17 protein-coding genes are annotated in these 16,432 nt (G+C 61.4%); 11 read left to right on the top strand and 6 right to left on the bottom strand.

The genetic code is table 11. From position 1 onward, the window contains the following. Positions 1-121 precede the first annotated feature (121 nt). The 4 genes from art_RS09160 (at position 122) to art_RS21620 (ending at position 6,034) form a co-directional block, all read left to right on the top strand. Positions 122-1,936 (top strand): 2-isopropylmalate synthase, encoded by a 1,815-nt coding sequence (locus art_RS09160; RefSeq protein ID WP_038464292.1) that lies wholly within the window; start codon positions 122-124, stop codon positions 1,934-1,936. 639 nt (positions 1,937-2,575) lie between these two features. Then, positions 2,576-4,018 carry a glycoside hydrolase family 5 protein gene (locus art_RS20980; RefSeq protein WP_052136172.1) on the top strand — a complete coding sequence of 481 codons (1,443 nt, stop codon included), beginning with the start codon at positions 2,576-2,578 and terminating at the stop codon, positions 4,016-4,018. Positions 4,019-4,027: 9 nt separating this feature from the next. Further along, on the top strand, positions 4,028-5,494 hold the full coding sequence (locus tag art_RS09150; protein WP_038464289.1) for an MFS transporter: 1,467 nt from the start codon (positions 4,028-4,030) through the stop codon (positions 5,492-5,494). Positions 5,495-5,860: 366 nt separating this feature from the next. Next, positions 5,861-6,034 carry a type II toxin-antitoxin system RelE/ParE family toxin gene (locus art_RS21620; protein WP_367643774.1) on the top strand — a complete coding sequence of 58 codons (174 nt, stop codon included), beginning with the start codon at positions 5,861-5,863 and terminating at the stop codon, positions 6,032-6,034. A 232-nt stretch (positions 6,035-6,266) separates the two neighbouring features. Here the strand turns inward: art_RS21620 and art_RS09145 are convergent, their stop codons facing one another. The 4 genes from art_RS09145 to art_RS09130 form a co-directional block, all read right to left on the bottom strand. Beyond that, entirely contained in the window at positions 6,267-7,034 is a 768-nt protein-coding gene (locus art_RS09145) for an SCO1664 family protein (RefSeq protein WP_038464286.1), read from the bottom strand. Further along, positions 7,034-7,588 (bottom strand): DUF3090 domain-containing protein, encoded by a 555-nt coding sequence (locus art_RS09140; protein ID WP_038464283.1) that lies wholly within the window; start codon positions 7,586-7,588, stop codon positions 7,034-7,036. The genes art_RS09145 and art_RS09140 overlap by 1 nt, the downstream gene beginning before the upstream one ends. A 24-nt stretch (positions 7,589-7,612) precedes the next feature. Then, positions 7,613-8,305 (bottom strand): histidine phosphatase family protein, encoded by a 693-nt coding sequence (locus art_RS09135; RefSeq protein WP_038464280.1) that lies wholly within the window; start codon positions 8,303-8,305, stop codon positions 7,613-7,615. Between the two features lie 85 nt (positions 8,306-8,390). After that, positions 8,391-8,780 (bottom strand): hypothetical protein, encoded by a 390-nt coding sequence (locus tag art_RS09130; protein ID WP_038464277.1) that lies wholly within the window; start codon positions 8,778-8,780, stop codon positions 8,391-8,393. 848 nt (positions 8,781-9,628) lie between these two features. Here art_RS09130 and art_RS22225 point away from each other — a divergent pair. After that, positions 9,629-9,787 carry a hypothetical protein gene (locus tag art_RS22225; RefSeq protein ID WP_157875221.1) on the top strand — a complete coding sequence of 53 codons (159 nt, stop codon included), beginning with the start codon at positions 9,629-9,631 and terminating at the stop codon, positions 9,785-9,787. Positions 9,788-9,885: 98 nt separating this feature from the next. On the opposite strand, the gene art_RS09115 is transcribed toward art_RS22225, so the two are convergent. After that, complete coding sequence (locus art_RS09115; protein WP_038464269.1) at positions 9,886-10,368, bottom strand: DUF1877 family protein; 483 nt, start codon at positions 10,366-10,368, stop codon at positions 9,886-9,888. A 92-nt stretch (positions 10,369-10,460) separates the two neighbouring features. Here art_RS09115 and art_RS09110 point away from each other — a divergent pair, with 92 nt between their 5' ends. Continuing rightward, positions 10,461-10,925 carry an isoprenylcysteine carboxylmethyltransferase family protein gene (locus tag art_RS09110; RefSeq protein ID WP_038464266.1) on the top strand — a complete coding sequence of 155 codons (465 nt, stop codon included), beginning with the start codon at positions 10,461-10,463 and terminating at the stop codon, positions 10,923-10,925. Between the two features lie 39 nt (positions 10,926-10,964). On the opposite strand, the gene art_RS09105 is transcribed toward art_RS09110, so the two are convergent. Continuing rightward, on the bottom strand, positions 10,965-11,357 hold the full coding sequence (locus tag art_RS09105; RefSeq protein WP_038464263.1) for a VOC family protein: 393 nt from the start codon (positions 11,355-11,357) through the stop codon (positions 10,965-10,967). Positions 11,358-11,415: 58 nt separating this feature from the next. On the opposite strand from art_RS09105, the gene art_RS09100 reads away from it, so the two are divergent. The 5 genes from art_RS09100 (at position 11,416) to art_RS09080 (ending at position 16,359) form a co-directional block, all read left to right on the top strand. After that, entirely contained in the window at positions 11,416-12,039 is a 624-nt protein-coding gene (locus art_RS09100; protein WP_253901532.1) for a DinB family protein, read from the top strand. A gap of 228 nt (positions 12,040-12,267) precedes the next feature. Further along, positions 12,268-14,088: an ABC transporter substrate-binding protein gene (locus art_RS09095; RefSeq protein ID WP_038464260.1), complete on the top strand. Its 1,821-nt coding sequence runs from the start codon at positions 12,268-12,270 to the stop codon at positions 14,086-14,088. 148 nt (positions 14,089-14,236) lie between these two features. Then, positions 14,237-15,124, top strand: coding sequence for a WXG100 family type VII secretion target (locus art_RS20975; RefSeq protein WP_157875220.1), 888 nt, complete (start codon positions 14,237-14,239; stop codon positions 15,122-15,124). 78 nt (positions 15,125-15,202) lie between these two features. Beyond that, the gene (locus art_RS09085; RefSeq protein ID WP_038464258.1) at positions 15,203-15,850 is read left to right on the top strand and encodes a hypothetical protein; all 648 of its coding nucleotides are present in this window, start codon (positions 15,203-15,205) and stop codon (positions 15,848-15,850) included. After that, positions 15,847-16,359, top strand: coding sequence for a hypothetical protein (locus art_RS09080; protein WP_038464255.1), 513 nt, complete (start codon positions 15,847-15,849; stop codon positions 16,357-16,359). The genes art_RS09085 and art_RS09080 overlap by 4 nt, the downstream gene beginning before the upstream one ends. Positions 16,360-16,432 lie beyond the last annotated feature (73 nt).

Here is a 16,432-nt window from a genome sequence, read left to right as displayed (position 1 = left end):
TCCATGTTCTTGGATAAGTTCCTTCTACTTCGCCGCCGCGGCGGGGCGTAGCCAGACCGGCTCCCCGTCGTGGAGTCGAATGCTGTGCCGGTCGCAATTCTTGGACTGAAGGAATCATAGAATGACAAAGACATCTTTTCCCCATATTTCGACTCCGGCAGGCGACCGGCCCGAAAGTGCGCCGAGCTGGAACCAGCAACGATATTCTCAGATGCCCTCGCATCGCTACACCAACGTCTACTCTCGAGTCGAAGTACCGATTGCCGAACGCGACTGGCCGACGAGGCAGCTCACCGAGGCTCCACAGTGGGTCCCGGTTGACTTGCGCGATGGCAATCAAGCGCTCGCCGAGCCGATGGACCCGGCTCGTAAGCGTCGCTTCTTCGAGCTCATGGTCGCCATGGGATACAAAGAGATCGAGGTTGGCTACCCCTCAGCATCACAGACCGACTACGACTTCGTGCGGCAGATCGCCGATGCCGACATCGCCCCGGACGACGTGACGATTGTCGTGTTTACCCCAGCTCGTCGAGACCTCATCGAGCGGACCGTGACCTCGATCCAGGGGATTTCCAATCCGGTCGTGATTCACATGTATACGGCGACCGCTCCAACGTGGCGCAACCTGGTGCTCGGCTACGAGCGGGAAGCACTCAAGGAACTCATCTTGGCTGGTGGACGTGATGTGCTTGAATTTGCCGGGGACATGCCGAACGTACGCTTTGAATTTTCCCCAGAAGTTTTTAACCTGACCGAACCCGACTATGTACTCGACATCTGCAACAGCATGACAGAGCTGTGGGATGCGAGGCCTGAGCGTCCCGTGATTCTCAACCTGCCGGCCACTGTGGAAGTCGCAACCCCGAACGTGTATGCCGACCAAATCGAATACATGCACAAAAATCTTGCACGCCGCGATTCCGTGATCTTGTCGGTACATCCACACAACGACCGCGGTACAGGGATCGCTTGCGCCGAGCTCGCTGTGCTCGCGGGAGCTCAACGGGTTGAAGGGTGCATTTTTGGGAACGGCGAACGCACCGGAAACGTTGATATCGCGACACTGGCACTAAATCTCCACGCTCAAGGCATCGATCCGATGATCGATTTTTCCGACATCGATGAAATCCGTCGAACAGTGGAGTATTGCAACCGTTTTGAGGTGCACCCGCGCCACCCCTATGTTGGCGACCTCGTGCACACCGCCTTCAGCGGCACACATCAGGATGCGATTAAGAAAGGGTTCATAGCGCATCGTGCACGGGCCAGCGCTGAAGACCGTCCGGAATCCGAGGTTCCTTGGAATGTTCCTTATCTACCGATTGACCCGGCCGATATTGGGCGGAGTTACGACGCGGTGATACGTGTGAACTCCCAGTCGGGGAAGGGCGGAATCGCATATCTGCTCGAATCTGAGTTTGGGATTGAGTTGCCTCGACGCCTGCAGATTGACTTCGCTCGCCATGTGCAGCAGCATACTGATGCCAACGGCAGCGAAGTCAGTGCAGGCGGACTGTTGGCTGTCTTTCAGCAGGTCTATCTGGATCGGGGCACACCAGTTGAGTGCCTCGCACTGAACAGTTATCAGGTTGCAGATACGGAGGGAGTCACTCGCGTGGAGCTCGTTCTCGACGTTTCTGGGCGGCAACACAGGAGCACCCATGATGGTGTTGGGCCCGTTGAGGCTTTGACTTCCGCACTGGAGGCTCACAACATCTCGGTTGGCGTTCTCAGCCTGCACCAGACCAGCGTGGGTGCAGGCAACGACAGCGAGGCACTGACGCTACTTGAATGCCGAAGCGATGACGGTACTTTCTGGATTGCCGGACGTGGCCGGTCGGTGCTGGCGGCGAGCATGTCGGCTGTTATGACAGCGGCCATGCGGGTCACCGCCCATCGGAAGCCTGCGAATTCAAGGGGTCTTGATTTGCAGTGATCGTCCGGCTCAATAACTTGCCCGGTTCCGGCAAGCACGCCCAGACGTTGCTATGTGTGGCGACGTGGTGGAGTTCCGCTTCAACGTCTAGAACCGCTGTACTGCTGTGGGGACGCCCGGGATGCTTGAAGCATCCCGGGCGTTTTCGTGCCCGGCCATGCTGAAACGCTGATCAAAGAATGTTGGTGGCGGGTAGCCTCAATTTGTACTTGATTGCGGTGCGGCGAAGTTGGCGTGTGGGCAGGAACCCTGACGGCACTTGTCTGTGAGGGTTGCGATGAACTGATTGACGGCAGATCGCTTCAGAAAAGAAGTCGTGGGTGTGCAGCCCCAGTTTGGCTTATATCTTGGCCGGCGTGGCTTTGTCGCTGCCCTGGCGCGCATCGCGATAGTCGACGGCGTTGATCCAGCCGATGCGGCGCTGTTCGTGCGAACCGCCTAAGAGCGGCATGCTGTGAAAAAGCCGTGGCAGATAAGAATGCGTCAAGAGGTTCCAGATTGATCACTAGCGGTTGCTTTGCATCGGAATGTGGTGGAATCCCGCGTAAGGTTTCGCCCGGTGCTTGACGGCCTTGCCTTCGGTCTGCTTACACTGTGGCAACCTTTGTAGTAGTGCAATGAAGCGCGCGGAAGGATCTCATGCGGATCGTCACTGATGGAACCCGGCTCCGGGATGAGCACGGCCGGGAACGGGTTTTTCACGGCATCAACTTGGTAGCCAAGGGAGATCACGAACCACACGGCTCATTTATTGACCGAGGGTTCAAGGGAACCTGGACCAAGCATGATCTCGAAGATCTTGCCGCACGCGGATTCACTTTGGTCAGGCTGGGAGTCATGTGGGCCGCCGTGGAACCCGAGCCGGGAGCCTATGACAAGGACTACCTCGACTGGATCGTGGAGCAGCTGGACCTCATCCATGACGCAGGAATGGCAGTGCTCCTGGACTCGCATCAAGACCTCTACTCCCAGAGTTTCGGGGATGGGGCACCCTACTGGGCCACCCTGAGCGGCCACCAGTTTGCAGCCACAGAACTGTGGAGCGACGCCTACCTAACCAGTGCGGCGTTGCATGAAGCACTCGACGCCTTCTGGACCAATGCGCCCGGCCCGGGCGGCGTTGGGCTGCAGGAGCGCTTCGCGGCCATGTGGGCACACGTCGCCGCCAAGGTGGGTGAACATCCCGCCGTCGTGGGTTACGACCTGCTGAACGAGCCCGCCCCCGGATCCGCGGCCCCTGACATCTTTGCGGCGCTGATCGGCACGTTCGCGACGGTCACCGGTCAGGATCCGCACCAGGTATTCGCCGACTTCGAGGATCCGGACGCGAAATTGGCCCAGCTTGCCCGTCTCGAGGACGAGGACGTGTACCGCAAGATCGGAGATGCGACCGTCCCACTGGTGCAAGCCTTTGAGACTGACTCCGTAGGGCCCATGATGGAGCGAGTGGCCGCCGCGGTCCGCGCCGTCGACGGCGAGACGCTTCTGGCCCGCGAACACTCCTACTTCGCGAACATGGGGGTGCCGTCGGGGCAGCCGGCGCTGGCTGACACCGCCTGGGTGTACTCGCCACACGGCTATGACCTAACGGTCGACAGCCCTGCCATCGCGCTGTCCTCCAACATCCGCGCCGGCGTCATCTTCTCCCGGCACAAAGAGACCCAGAACAGGCTTGCGGTTCCCGTGATCGTGGGGGAGTGGGGCGCACTGAGTCTCGGTGAGGGGGTGCATGCCCATGGCGAGTTCCTCCTGGACCTTTTCGACTCCTACGGCTGGTCCTGGACCTATTGGGTGTGGGAGCCGGGCTTCGCCGGGTCAGAGGCTGCCGCGACGCTGGACAGACCGCGCCCCATCGCCTTCGCCGGGACGGCACAGAGCTGGCGGGTCGAGGGTAAGGCGCTGCACGCCACGTGGGAAGGGCAGGATGGTGAGCAACCGTCAGTGTTCTTCGTCCCTGAGTGGGCGCAAACCCAGCCGATCACCGTTCGCCGTGACGGGGTTGAGATTGCGGTACGCCAGGATGGCCCCTGGATTTCGGTCGATCCCGGACTCGGTTACTTTGAGTTAAGCCCGGCCCGGTAGCTCGCGGCCATGGCGCTGTCGTTCAAACACAAGCTCCTGCTGGCGACGCCTGTGCCGGCGACGTGGATGTCGAACGTCATCATCCACAACGTCTACATCAAGTTCTACACGGACGTCATTGGGCTCTCACCCGAGTATGTGGGCTGGGTCTACCTGGCCTTCAACTTCTGGAACATCTTGAACGACCCGGTCTTCGGCTTCATGCTCGACAAAATGAAGTACCGCCCTGGGCGCGGCAAGTTCCTGTTGGTCATGCGGCGCACCATTCCGTTCATGCTGGTCGGGTTGGCGGCCATGGCGTGGAGCAGCCCGTCCTGGCCGGAAGGGGTGATTTTTACCGTCTTCCTCCTGCAGCTCTTCCTCTTCGATGTCGCATCCACGTTCTACCTGATTTCCGCCATCAGTTACGGGTTCTTAGCCGCACCCACTCGCGAAGACCGGATCGACGTCGAGGTTGTCAAAACTTGGGTCGGAAACATTTCTTCGGCATTTGCGACCATCCTCGCAACGCAACTGCTGGTGGGCGATGCCATCACGGAGCACACCACCATGGCGACCTTACTCATGGGGGTGGTGCTCCTCAACGCCGCGCTCTACCTGATACCCGCCATCAAGCTCAAGGACCCGCCCGAGTTGTATGAACGCGGCGACGCTGGCGAAGAGTCTGTCACCTGGACGCAGTTGAAGAAGGACGCAAAATCCATCATGTCGATGCGGGCCTTCTGGGCATGGTTCGCCTTCGGCACCACGGCATTGGCCCCCATGGGCATGTACTTCACGGCCTTTCTCTATCTCATGGACCACGTCATCCGAAGCAGCGGAACGGAGGCGACCATCGCGGATATCGGCTCCATGGTGGTGGTTCTGGTCCTGCTTCCACTGCTGGCACGCGCGATCAAAAGGCTGGGCAGCCGCACCGCCATTTACATCGCCTTCGTGCCGTACCTTGGCGGGCTCAGCGCACTGTTTTTCGTGACGCAGTGGTGGCACATGCTGATCGCCTACATGTTCATCATGACGGGGAGGTACATGATGACGACGGCGGGCGTCGCACTGGAGGGGGCCCTCATCGATGACAACGAGCGGCTCACGGGAACGCGCAAGACCGGTTCATTTGCTTCCCTGCGCGCCCTGATGTCTGCGCCCCTCACCGGCACTCAGACCACCATCTTCATGTGGGTCATCGCAGCTTATGGATACGAGCAGAGCGCCGAAGTCCAGTCTGCGGCGGCACAATGGGGGATCAGGTTTGCAACAGCAGGGGTGCCGATCCTGTTTGGTGTCCTGGGCATCGTGGCATTGCTGTTCCTGCCGTACAACAAGAAAATCGAGGCAGAGATCAGTGAGTTCTCCCGTGCAAGGCGTGGCGAGGGGACAGCCTTTGTTTCGACTGGAGGGAATCGGGGTGCCGCGCCGCTGATGGACGAATTGGACCAGACGGTTCAGTCCATGGAAGGGGATCGTGCCGCAGAATAATGCGCTCTCGCTGTGCGGCGGAACTCGTCTGCCAAAGCACGACGGCGGGACGTCCCGTTGCGTCCAAAAGGCGCCTCCCCGGCGTCGAACGTTGCGGAACATTCCCGGTTCAAGGCCTAGGGCGCGCCTGCCGTCGCGTCGTCGTTGTTTCCCCGGAATTCTTCGACCGAGCGATGGAAGCGCTCGGGGATCAGGCTGACATTCGCGGTGCAGCCGAAGCTCGTAAGGAGCCTCGAGTATCCCATGTCGAGGTTATGGCCAAATTCGGGCTCTGACGCTCCTGCGAGTCTTACGAAATCACGTAGGCGAGGTCTGCACTGACGAGGCTGCGGAAGCTCGACGGTGAGATCGCCCGGTGCATACTGCATGCTATCGATGCGCTCGCCGATGAACCGCGCGCCTGGCTCTCTGCAGTTGAGCGGTGGTGACGGAGAACTGCGAATTCGCGTTGGTGACTACCGCATTGTCTACGATGTCGTTGACAGTGAACTCGTCATCCTCGTGCTGCGCCTACGCCACCGGCGAGAGGTGTATCGCTGAGAGGTCACATTGATCTCAGCCAAAGGTTGGTATGTGCGGCGACGTGGTGGAATTCCGTTTCAATGTGTAGGTCCTGACCTCCCTGAAACCTTTTGCGATGGCCGCCAAAAACACGTGTTCTTGGAGGCCATGCGCTTTTTGCGAGCGGTGGCCACCTCAATGCAGCCAGCATTTTGCTGCAAACCGAACGAGTGACCAAACTCGTCGCCGCAAGCCAGAAGCCGTCATTCCCTTAGAACAGCGGCCAGGGCACCGCTGGCATCTCACCGCTCGGAGCCGGAAACTGCCCTGCCAAGCGCAACCGGGCGCAGCGCGCGGCGAGGGATGCGATTTCATCGGCGCTGAGCAAGTCCGCCAGATTTCGACCCAGTCCACCGTGCAGTCCTTCGCTGACACGATCGATGCCGTCGCGTTCCTCGGCGGATAGAGCTTCTCCCCGCCATCCCCACAGCACCGTGCGCAGCTTGGGCTCACGGTGAAAGGTGAGCCCGTGGTCCACACCATGCCGGTGTCCGTCCGTCATGGCAAGAATGTGGTCGCCTTTGCGGTCGGCGTTGTTAACGATGATGTCGAACACCGCCATGCGTCGCAGCGCTGCCGAGTCTTCGTGAACGAGGGTGACCAGCTGTCCGTTCTCATCTTGTCCCTCGAGAACGTGTTTCCAGCCCGTCTCCGGCACCTGATCCGTCGCGACGAGGTTCACGGCGCTTTGGGCGGGGTCTTGGTCCTGCCAGAGCTGCACCATTCCTTCGCCCATCGGACCATCGCGGAGCCAGGTGTGCGGCACGACGCCCCAGCCGAGAGCCTGCGAGACCAGGTAGGCGGCCACCTCCCGCTGAGCCAGGGTGCCGTGGGGAAAATCCCACAGCGGACTTTCGCCTGCTATCGGCTTATAGACGACCATTGCGTCGCCGATGCTGCCCAGAAATGTGGCGTTTGAAGCCGTTGTGATGCGGCCGGTAAGCGTCAGCTCGGCGGTCGCTAGGTCCGGCGTTGGCATCAGACCTCTGGAAGGATGCAGATGTGCCCGTCTGCGTCCATGGGGTAACCGCAGAGGGGGCACGTAGGCCGCCCGGCGCCCACGATCTCGCGGGTGCGCTTGGCGAATGCGCGGGCGGTGCCGACCGGCATTCGCACGAGCAGCATTTCGGTCTCGTTGGCGCCGTCCTCATCAGGCGATTCGTCGTTGTCATCAGCATCGATATCGGTGATGGGGTGGGCTTCAATGACGACCTGGGCCGTGGTTGGATCCCAGCCTAGGCTCATGGCGCCGGCGCGAAACTGCTCCTGGACGGCCTCGAGCTGGTCATTGTCGACAAGTTCGAGGGGAGTACTCGTGGGAACGCTGAAGCGGTTGCCCTCGACGGTGATGAGCTGATCGAGAATTTCGTCGATATTCTCCGCGAGCAGAGCCGACTGCTGCTTCTCCAGAGCAATACTCACGAGCTGCGTCCCCGCGCGCACCTGCAGGTAGAACGTGCGCGCCCCCGGAACGCCAATGGTGCCAACGACGACCCGATCAGGCCAGGAAAACTCGTGAACAAGTGTAGGCATGTCAATATTCTAGGCGCATGAGGTTCATGGCGCCGTTGGCCCTGCACCGCCACCTACCGGCGCATCGCCGGATTGGGTATCGTTCGACAGCCACGACAGATCACCCGCGTCGGTATTGGTCGCGTAGACGCTTGGCCGACTAGCCCCATAGCGCACGATCGATATGGAGGCCGGGCCCACGTTAATACGCTGGAACAGGTCAAGGTGCATGCCGAGCGCGTCCGCGAGGATTGACTTGATAATGTCACCGTGACTCACCGCCGCCCATACGGCCCCTGGTCCGTACTCAGCCTCGAAGGCTGCATCGTGGCGTCGAATTGCTGCCACTGACCGAGACTGCATCGCTGCCATGGATTCACCGCCGGGAAAGACGACGGCGGACGGTTGCGACTGCACAACCGGCCACAATTCCTCGGTCGCGAGATCACTGAGCGTGCGGCCCTGCCACTGGCCGTAATCGCACTCGGTGAGATCAGGTTCGACCGGCGCGTATGGCGCGTCAGTCTGGCGATCGAGGATGAGCTGGGCGGTCTGCTGACAACGCTCAAGAGGGCTCGACACCACCCCGACCAAGGGCACGGCCGCGAGTCGGTCTCCGGTCAGAGCCGCCTGGTCCCGCCCGATCTGGTCCAGGGTGACGCCGACGGCCCGACCGGCCAGCAGTCCAGTCGCATTGGCTGTGGTGCGGCCGTGCCGCACGAGAATAACTGTCGCCATCCATCCAGCCTAACCACCCGCCGCCGCCGAGCCCAGCCGAGACGCCGAGTCTCACTAACGTGGTGGTCAATTGGAGTTAACCGGTTCAGCGTAGTTGGAGCTCGATGAGTGGGTGATCCGCGAAGATCTCGAGTATGAGCTCGAAGTACGTCTTCCCGCGTCCATTCTGCAAATCGTCAAGATCCGAGTGGATACGTTGCTGGTTGAAGGAATTCGGTTGTGACAACTTGTTGTGCAGCCACCGTTGTGTCTCATCGAATCCGAGCGCATCACGGCTGTGGGCATGGTCAATCCAGACGAACGTAGCAGGATCTCCCTCGCGGATCTCGCCGTCTACCCGGTAGAGAATGTCGTTGAAGCCGTCCAGGCTCGAGCCGAGGCGCCAGTCTTCCTCTGCCATCAGCTCTCGGTTGAACTGCTCGTAGAGGTCGGAGATACCGTGCACCTCGGCACCGTCGATTCGGTACTGTTTCATCGGTCTGAGTCCTTCCCTTCTCTGTTCTTGTCACTACACCACGATATGCACTAGCGGCTCAAACCGCTCGAGAATACCAAGCCCGGCTGGGCGCCTGTGCCACGAGGTTCGTGCCATGCCGTCAACGTGGGCAAATTGTACGCGTCAATCATGACCTCCGTGACGCAGTCCCAGTTCCGCAGCCAGCAGAGTGGCTACATCGCTGTTACCCCGCGTGACCCTATATGTTCACGGTGGAATCGCGGCGGCGGATGCAATCTGTGCTGGTGCCCTTGGCAAACATGCCAAGGGCCAGGACCACCAAGATGCGGTCGAGTTGCTCGCATCGGTAGACCAGCAGGCGTCAAAATCGCTAGACACCCGGCTTGGCATGAAGACCCGGGCGGGTTACGGACACGACCCCATCAGCGGGACCACGCTCGTCAGCGCGGAGAGGGCGGCACGGTCGTTGGTTGTGAAGGCAGCTACGCAGCTTTGATCCGATGCTTCGCTGGGACGCCCTGCTATGGTTTGCTGGCATGGGGAGAATACGACGATTCGGTCTTACCGCCGTGCTGCTCCTGGGCTTGGCCGCGACAGGGTGTTCCATCGAAGTGGGTTGTCCTGCCATCGGGTGGAGCAATTCGGTCAACATTCACCTGAACGGCAATGCCGGAGAAGTTGCTGGTTTCGAGGTGTGCGCGGACAGCGATTGTGTCACGTGGCCTGCCCTCCAGGAGGGCCCAGACGAGCCCTTGAAGCTCCTGACATTGGATCAACTCTCCAGTTACGCTCCTGCACCTGCAAGTGTCCCCGCACCGTTCTCAATCTCTCGAGTCGATGAGTGGAATTGGCAAATTTCTCTGGCCATGACGACGCCGGATAAGCTCACCGTGCGCGCCTTGTCGGCAACGGGGCAGGTGCTCGCTGAAAAGGTGTCCACACTTGAATGGCTGCGTGTGGGTGGCAGTGAGCGATGCGGCGGACCAGGCGAAGCCGGGCCCGTGAATCTGGACATCCCGTCATGACGCAAAAGGTAGACAAACACGCATCAACGGCGAGCCATTGACTGTTCAGGAATACCTTGCGGTTTCAAGAACCAAGGCGTTCTCGGGGTGTAACCTGTTCAGCCAATTGAGTAGATCAGCCCGAACCCCCTGGCTGACAACTCGGCCGTAAAACTTGCCGCGGCCGCCAGATAGGACTCAACGTAGCCGCGCCTTCCAGCCAAGATGGCTGCCCAGTCGGGGGAGTGCAGGGGCAGGCAGTGCTGGTACATTTCCTTCAAGTCTGTTTGCGCCAGGTCACCAGCCACAGCCGTTACCTGCTCCGGATCAAGAACCCGGTCAAAGGGCTGGATGTGCCAACCCGGATACTGGGGCTCTCCCCTGACGAGCTCATATGCCGGACGTGGCGGGTCTTTTCTGGTGTCTGCCAGCAGTGTTTGCAAGTCTGACCAGGCGTCACCCAAGGAGAGCGTTTCAGGACGTCCCTTGTGCTCCGTCCACGTTCGCCAAAACAAGGCGTCATCCAGAAACGCACCGGGATCTATTTTGGCGATGTTCACCAATCCGGCCGGCACCGGACGTGCAAAGTAGCTGATTCCCATGCAGCAATTCTTCCAGCAGATTGGCATTCCTGCTTGAAGTTATCCACAGCCCTGGAGAGTAAGCTCAGGGGCAGGAATTCAAAGGAGACACCATGCTTGGACACGACGAAATCCCCTTGCCACCAACGGTGCTCCTTGCCGCCGGCGTACTACAACGGCTGGCACCAACATCAACCAAGGCGCTGCCGTTGCGCCACACAGCTGCCGCGATCCTGGCCGCCGGATCAGCAGCACTCCTCCTTGGCACCTTTGGCGTCTTCAGGGACCACAAGACAACTGTTGATCCGACGGCGCCGGAAGAGGCCCGAGCATTGGTCACCAGCGGCGCCAACAAGGTCTCGCGCAACCCCATGTACATGGGAATGGTGGGCTTGCTGGCCGCGCACGCAACCTGGCGCGGATCCTGGCAGGCATGGCTCCCGGCGGCAGCCTTCGCCGCAACGCTTGACCGTTTTCAGATCCCCCGTGAAGAACGCGCGTTGCGGGGAACTTTTGGCAAGGACTATGAGGATTACTGCGCACGCACCCCACGCTGGATTGGGCGGGTACGGAACTGACCGTCAGGAGGCAGAACCGCCGCACCGCCGGAACCAACGTCAGACGGCAGAGTCACCTGTAGCGCCGGAACCTCGCAGCACACAGAACTCATTGCCCTCCGGATCGGCCATGACAACCCATGTGACGCCGTCGCCCTGGCCAATATCAACCCGCGTGGCACCCAGCCCCTCCAGTCGGGCAACCTCGGCCGCCTGGTCATCGGGGCGCAGGTCCAAGTGCAGCCGGTTCTTCATCGACTTCTCCTCAGGCACCCGCAAAAACAACAGATCCGGGAGAACGCGGGCCTCCGCACTGTCGGCAGCCGGCTGCAGGGCCACCTCATCCTCGTCGTCATCCTCGACGATCCGCCAGCCCAGCACCTCCGCCCAAAACTGTGCGGTTTCGACAGGCGTGGTGGAATCAACGGACACGTTCTCAATGCGCAGGACCATTCCGCCATTCTGCCCTCCACCAGGCAGCGTTGACCAGTGCCTGGCAGAAACTAACTGCATGGCATCAACCGGCAGCAAGTGGCTGGCACGAATCAATCAGCGAAAAATGGCCCAAGGCAGCAAACGCCTGTGGGAAAGTGGTGCCATGGACAACCTTGATGCACGCACCCCGGAACTTGCCGACGAGCGGACGGGTCCGCCGTTTATGGCCGGGGACCGGGAATCCCTTGAGGCTTGGCTGGAGTTCTACCGGCAAACCCTGCCCTGGAAGGTTGGCGGGCTCACGGCGAACCAGCTTTGCCGGGCAGCCATCCCGCCGTCGACCATGACCCTCGCCGGGATTGTCCGCCACCTGAGTGAGGTAGAACGTTATTGGTTTTCCAATGTGGTGGCGGGCACCGGCGAAAAGGCACGCTACCGGGGTGAAGACCGCGATGCGGACTTCACCGGCTACAGCGAGGACACGGCACTGGCCGACGTGGCGGCCTACTCGCAGGAGCTCGAAAGCGCCCGACGGCACGCCGCAAGTGCCAGCGACCTTGACGCGCCGCTGCCCGGTCTCCGCCACGGCCGGGAGCTGAACCTGCGCTGGGTGTTCACGCACATGATCGAGGAGTACGCCCGCCATCTGGGCCATGTGGACCTGCTCCGCGAATGCATCGACGGGCGCACCGGCTACTGACCGCGCGCCGACCGCGCCTGACCGCGCGCCGACCGTGAAAGCCGCCGGCCGCCGTCGAACATTGGGAGGATGCCCACAACCATCCGAATGGGCAGGGGCGTTCCCAGGCCCGTCCCGGCAGGCTGCGGTACTGTTGACAACAGAATTTTCGCGAGGGACAGGCTAGGGCGGGCATGACGCCGTCGAGGTCCCGGATGTACACAAAAGCAAAAGAACCTTGGAGGTGGAATGCGGCTCGGACGCATTTCCAAAGTAGTGGCCACAGCCGTGGCGGCAGCACTGGCACTGGCGGCCTGTACGGGCACGTCCCCGGGACCCAACGAAACCAGCGTCTCGGCCACAGCACCTGCTGGCGGGAATGTCACGGTCCTGGAAGCGGCTCCCTTCACGTCCTTCAACGAGGCAAGTGTCACCGGCAAGACGCTCACCAACACGCGCATTGCATCCGCCACGCATTCCGGTTTCAACTCCGTGGACAGTGAGCTCAAGCTCGTCAAGAATGAAAAGTTTGGCAGCTATGAAAAGGTCAAGGACAAGCCGCTGACCATCAAATACACCGTCAATGACGGTGTGCAGTGGTCAGACGGGGAGCCGGTGAGCGCCGACGACCTGCTCCTGCAGTGGGCGGCCATGTCCGGCTACTTCAACGATGCGACGCTGAATGAGAAGTTCGCCGTCATCAGCGGAACCGCATATTTTCATGTTGCGGGGGACACCGCGGGCCTGTCCAAGACCGAACTGCCGGTGATCAGTGACGACCGCAAATCACTGACGCTTACCTACTCCACGCCTTCTTCGGATTGGGAAACAGCGCTGGGCTCCACGGTGACCATCCCCGCACATATTGTTGCCGCCCGGGCCGGTCTCATGGACGCGCCGGCACTGAGCGATTTGCTGGCAAGTGTGCCGCAGGGCGACCCGGCCAATACCGTGCCGGCGAATCCAACGCTGCGCAAGGTCGCCGATTTCTGGAACACCGGCTTTGACACAAACTCCATGCCCGACCCTTCGCTGGCGCTGTCCAACGGACCCTACCTCGTCAAGGGAATCACGGCCGGGAAGGAACTGTTGCTGATACGCAACAAGGACTTCGCCTGGGGTGAGGTGCCGAAGGTTGACACCTTGACAGTGCATTATGAATCCGATCCGGAGAAGCAGATCGCGGCCCTTGCGGACCAGAGCGCCGACGTCATCTCCCTCACGCCCACCGCGGAACGGCTCGCCGAGCTGGCGGACCTGAAGTCCTCGGGAGTGGCGATCCAGCAGGGCCAGGGCCTCGGTTTTGACCAGCTCGTGTTGAACTTCAAGGGCGTTTTTGCCGAGCAGGACCTGCGCACCGCATTCCTGTACACCGTGCCGCGGCAGCACATCGTCGACGATGTCGCGAAACCCCTTGACCCCGAGGCGCAGGTGCTGAACTCGTTCATGTTCCGCCCCTCCCAAGTCCCGTACAAGGAGTCCACGGGCAGCAACGGCAGCAACCAGTTCCCGGCCAACCGTGCCGAGACCGCCGATCCCGGCAAGACGAGCCTGGACAAAGCCCAGGAGCTGCTCGACGGCGCCCGGCCCACCGTGCGCATCCTCTATAACAAGGACGACGCCGACCGGGTCACCGAATACTCACTCATCGCGGCCGCAGCGCAAGAGGCAGGCTTCACGGTGACGGACGCCGGGCGTGGCGGCACGCAATGGCAGTCTGCCCTCCATGACGGCGCCTTCGACGTCGCCTTGTACGGTTGGACGGCAAACCCCTCCGGTTCCAGCCAGGTGCCGCAAATCTTCCGGACCGGGGCGGCCTCAAACCTGAACAACTTCTCCAATCCTGTAGTGGACCAGCTGACCGACGACCTGGCCGTGAATCCGGACACGGCCAAGCAAAACGCCTTGAAAATGCAGCTCGACAAGCTCGTCTTTGAAGCAGGCTACGGGCTCCCGCTGTTTCAGCGAACGGCCCTGAGTGCCACAGGAAAGCACGTTTCGGGTGTTGCACCGTCACCCCTTGACCTTGGCCCGTGGCAGAGTATCGCCCAGTGGTCGTATTCCGGATAGTAGCCGGGACGGCAACAGGGGAGTTGTCCCCATCGCCGGGCCGGAGAATTCCCCGTAGCCTAAAAACTAGAATTGCGGCAGGTGGGGTGCAGCCATGCACGCCGTGGCCAGTTGGCCGTGAGCTGCTGGGTTTGAAAGGAATGTTTGTGTGAGTGAGGGAATGCTCGGCGCCGCCCCGGAAGAACTACGGGAGCTGGCCAAAACCATGAGTCTGTCCGGGCAGGACCTGGATAACACCGCAACGTCCCTCCAAGCCGCCGTCACACGTACCCAATGGTCGGGGTTTGACGCCGACAGCTTCCGCAACCGGTGGGCATCCGCACTTCGCCCCACCCTGCGCACGGCAGGAGCAAGCCTGGAGAACATGTCCAAAATGCTCCTCGCCCAGGCCGACGAGCAGGAAAAGGCCAGCGCCGACACGGGTGGTTCTGGTGGGCCGGGAGACACTGGCAGCTCAGGATCCGCAGGTACAGGCGGCTCCGACGGTGGCCCCCAGATCAGCACCCCAGGCGACTCCCCAACCGGCGAATCCCTCGATGGGGCCTTCACCGATCCCGGCTATGTCCCGGCGCCGGGCGGCCTTGAATGGTTGACCGAGGATGTCTTGGGCATCGAGGATGGCGCACAGGCCCAGGGTGTGACCAATGCACTAAAGTTCGCGGCGGATAAGTTTGCTTTCAACATCAGCTTGGCTGACGGAAATGAACTCGCCGCCATGATGCCCAAGTTCAGCAACGCCATGGACGTGGGCGGCAGGGCTCTTGGCGTGGTGGGTGTTGGCTTGGGCATCGCGGATGTCGCCTCAGGCATGGCCCATGGGGATGGATTCCGGGCGGCCGACGGTGTGGTTTCCACGGTCTTGTCCGCCGCTGCCATCGCCGCCACGACATCTGTCGTCGGAGCACCGCTCGGCGTTGCCATCGGTGCCGTTGGGCTCCTCTGGGGCGCAGCCTCCATGCTCTCCGGCGACATCCCAGTGACCAAGCGCATCGTGGACGGCATAGGCTGGCTGGGAGGTCTGGTTGGGATTAAATAACCACGGCAAGACGCAACAGCATTCCGGTTGCACGCCACGCCCGGCTCAGCAATCCACATTGAAACCCCCAAGGAATCCATGAACACGCAAGAACTTCCCGCCAGCGCCTACCGCATCACCAGCCACGAGATCTTGGCGCTGCTGTCCTTTAACTCCGGCAAGGAGATCGACCTCAGCCGCAGCGTCCTGAACCTGGCAGATCTGCCGGATGACAGCGACCTGGTCCGGGCCGGGATCAGCACCCTCAACGTCCGGGGTTCGGTCCGCCGCGACGGCGAAGAGATTGCATTGCAGGGTGATGCCGAAATCATCGCCAGGATCCTCGCCAGCGGGCACACTTGGTACCAGATTGCCCGGGTGGGGCAGGACCAGTCTGCACTTCCCACCTATGTGGTGGAATCCGTGGGCGCCAAGGCCGCCTTCCTGCTGCAGCCGCTGAGTGAATACATCTGTGTGCCGCTGCGCGAGGACACCGAAATCCTGGACTTTGTGGGACAAGTGGTGGACGGCACCGTGGCGGATGCGCAAAAAGTTGGCGCAGGCCTTGTGGTCTCGCAAAAGTGGGTCCTCGACGCGGAACCTGTGGTGGCGAACATTAAGGTGGAACAAGGCAAGCCGACCCTGCTGGCCGCATTGCCCGTGACCGATGACGGGCAGCTGTCGGTGCGCGAACTTCAAGGACCTGCTGGTGCAGTGGTCGTGGCTGCTCTGCGCGGCCAGAGTTGAGCCACCCGGCCCCGGCAGACAATTATGCCCAGCTCGCACTGGGCTACGCGCAAAGACGGGTCATCCTGCTTGCCGCACTCCTTGGCGGTCTGTGCATCACCGGTGCCGGCGCAGCATGGGCGCTCAGCTCCGCAGTCATGTACGGGTCTCACAAAAACGGGCTCACCATGGCGCTGCTGGGACTGGGAGTGACCGCTCTCGGCTGGCTGGCAACCGCTGGGCTGCGCTTCACCAGCAAGCCGCCCAAACCACTCCAAGGCAGCGACCGGGTGGAAAGCAACACGCGGAACCGCATCATCAGCGGCTGGATCGCCTTCGGCCTGGTCCTTGCCGCCTGCCTGGCTGCCATCTTGTTCGCTCCGCGCGGGAAGGAGCCGGACGCCATGGCCCTCCTTCTCATGATGGCAGCGTTCCCTGCGGTGATGCTGTTGGGTTTTTACCGCATCCGGCACATCATGCGCTGCCGCGACGAACTGTATGCAAGCTGGCTGACCAAACACCACGGCTGAGCCTCCCAACGCACGACGGCGGCAGGTGAGTTTCATCAGGAATGGGCGAGTGCCGCCGTCGTACTCAAGAGCG

It is taken from the genome of Arthrobacter sp. PAMC 25486, from assembly GCF_000785535.1.
In the GTDB taxonomy this organism is placed as follows: Bacteria; Actinomycetota; Actinomycetes; order Actinomycetales; family Micrococcaceae; genus Specibacter.
Note: the sequence above shows the minus strand (reverse complement) of the source record. Positions and strands in the feature narration are given on the sequence as shown.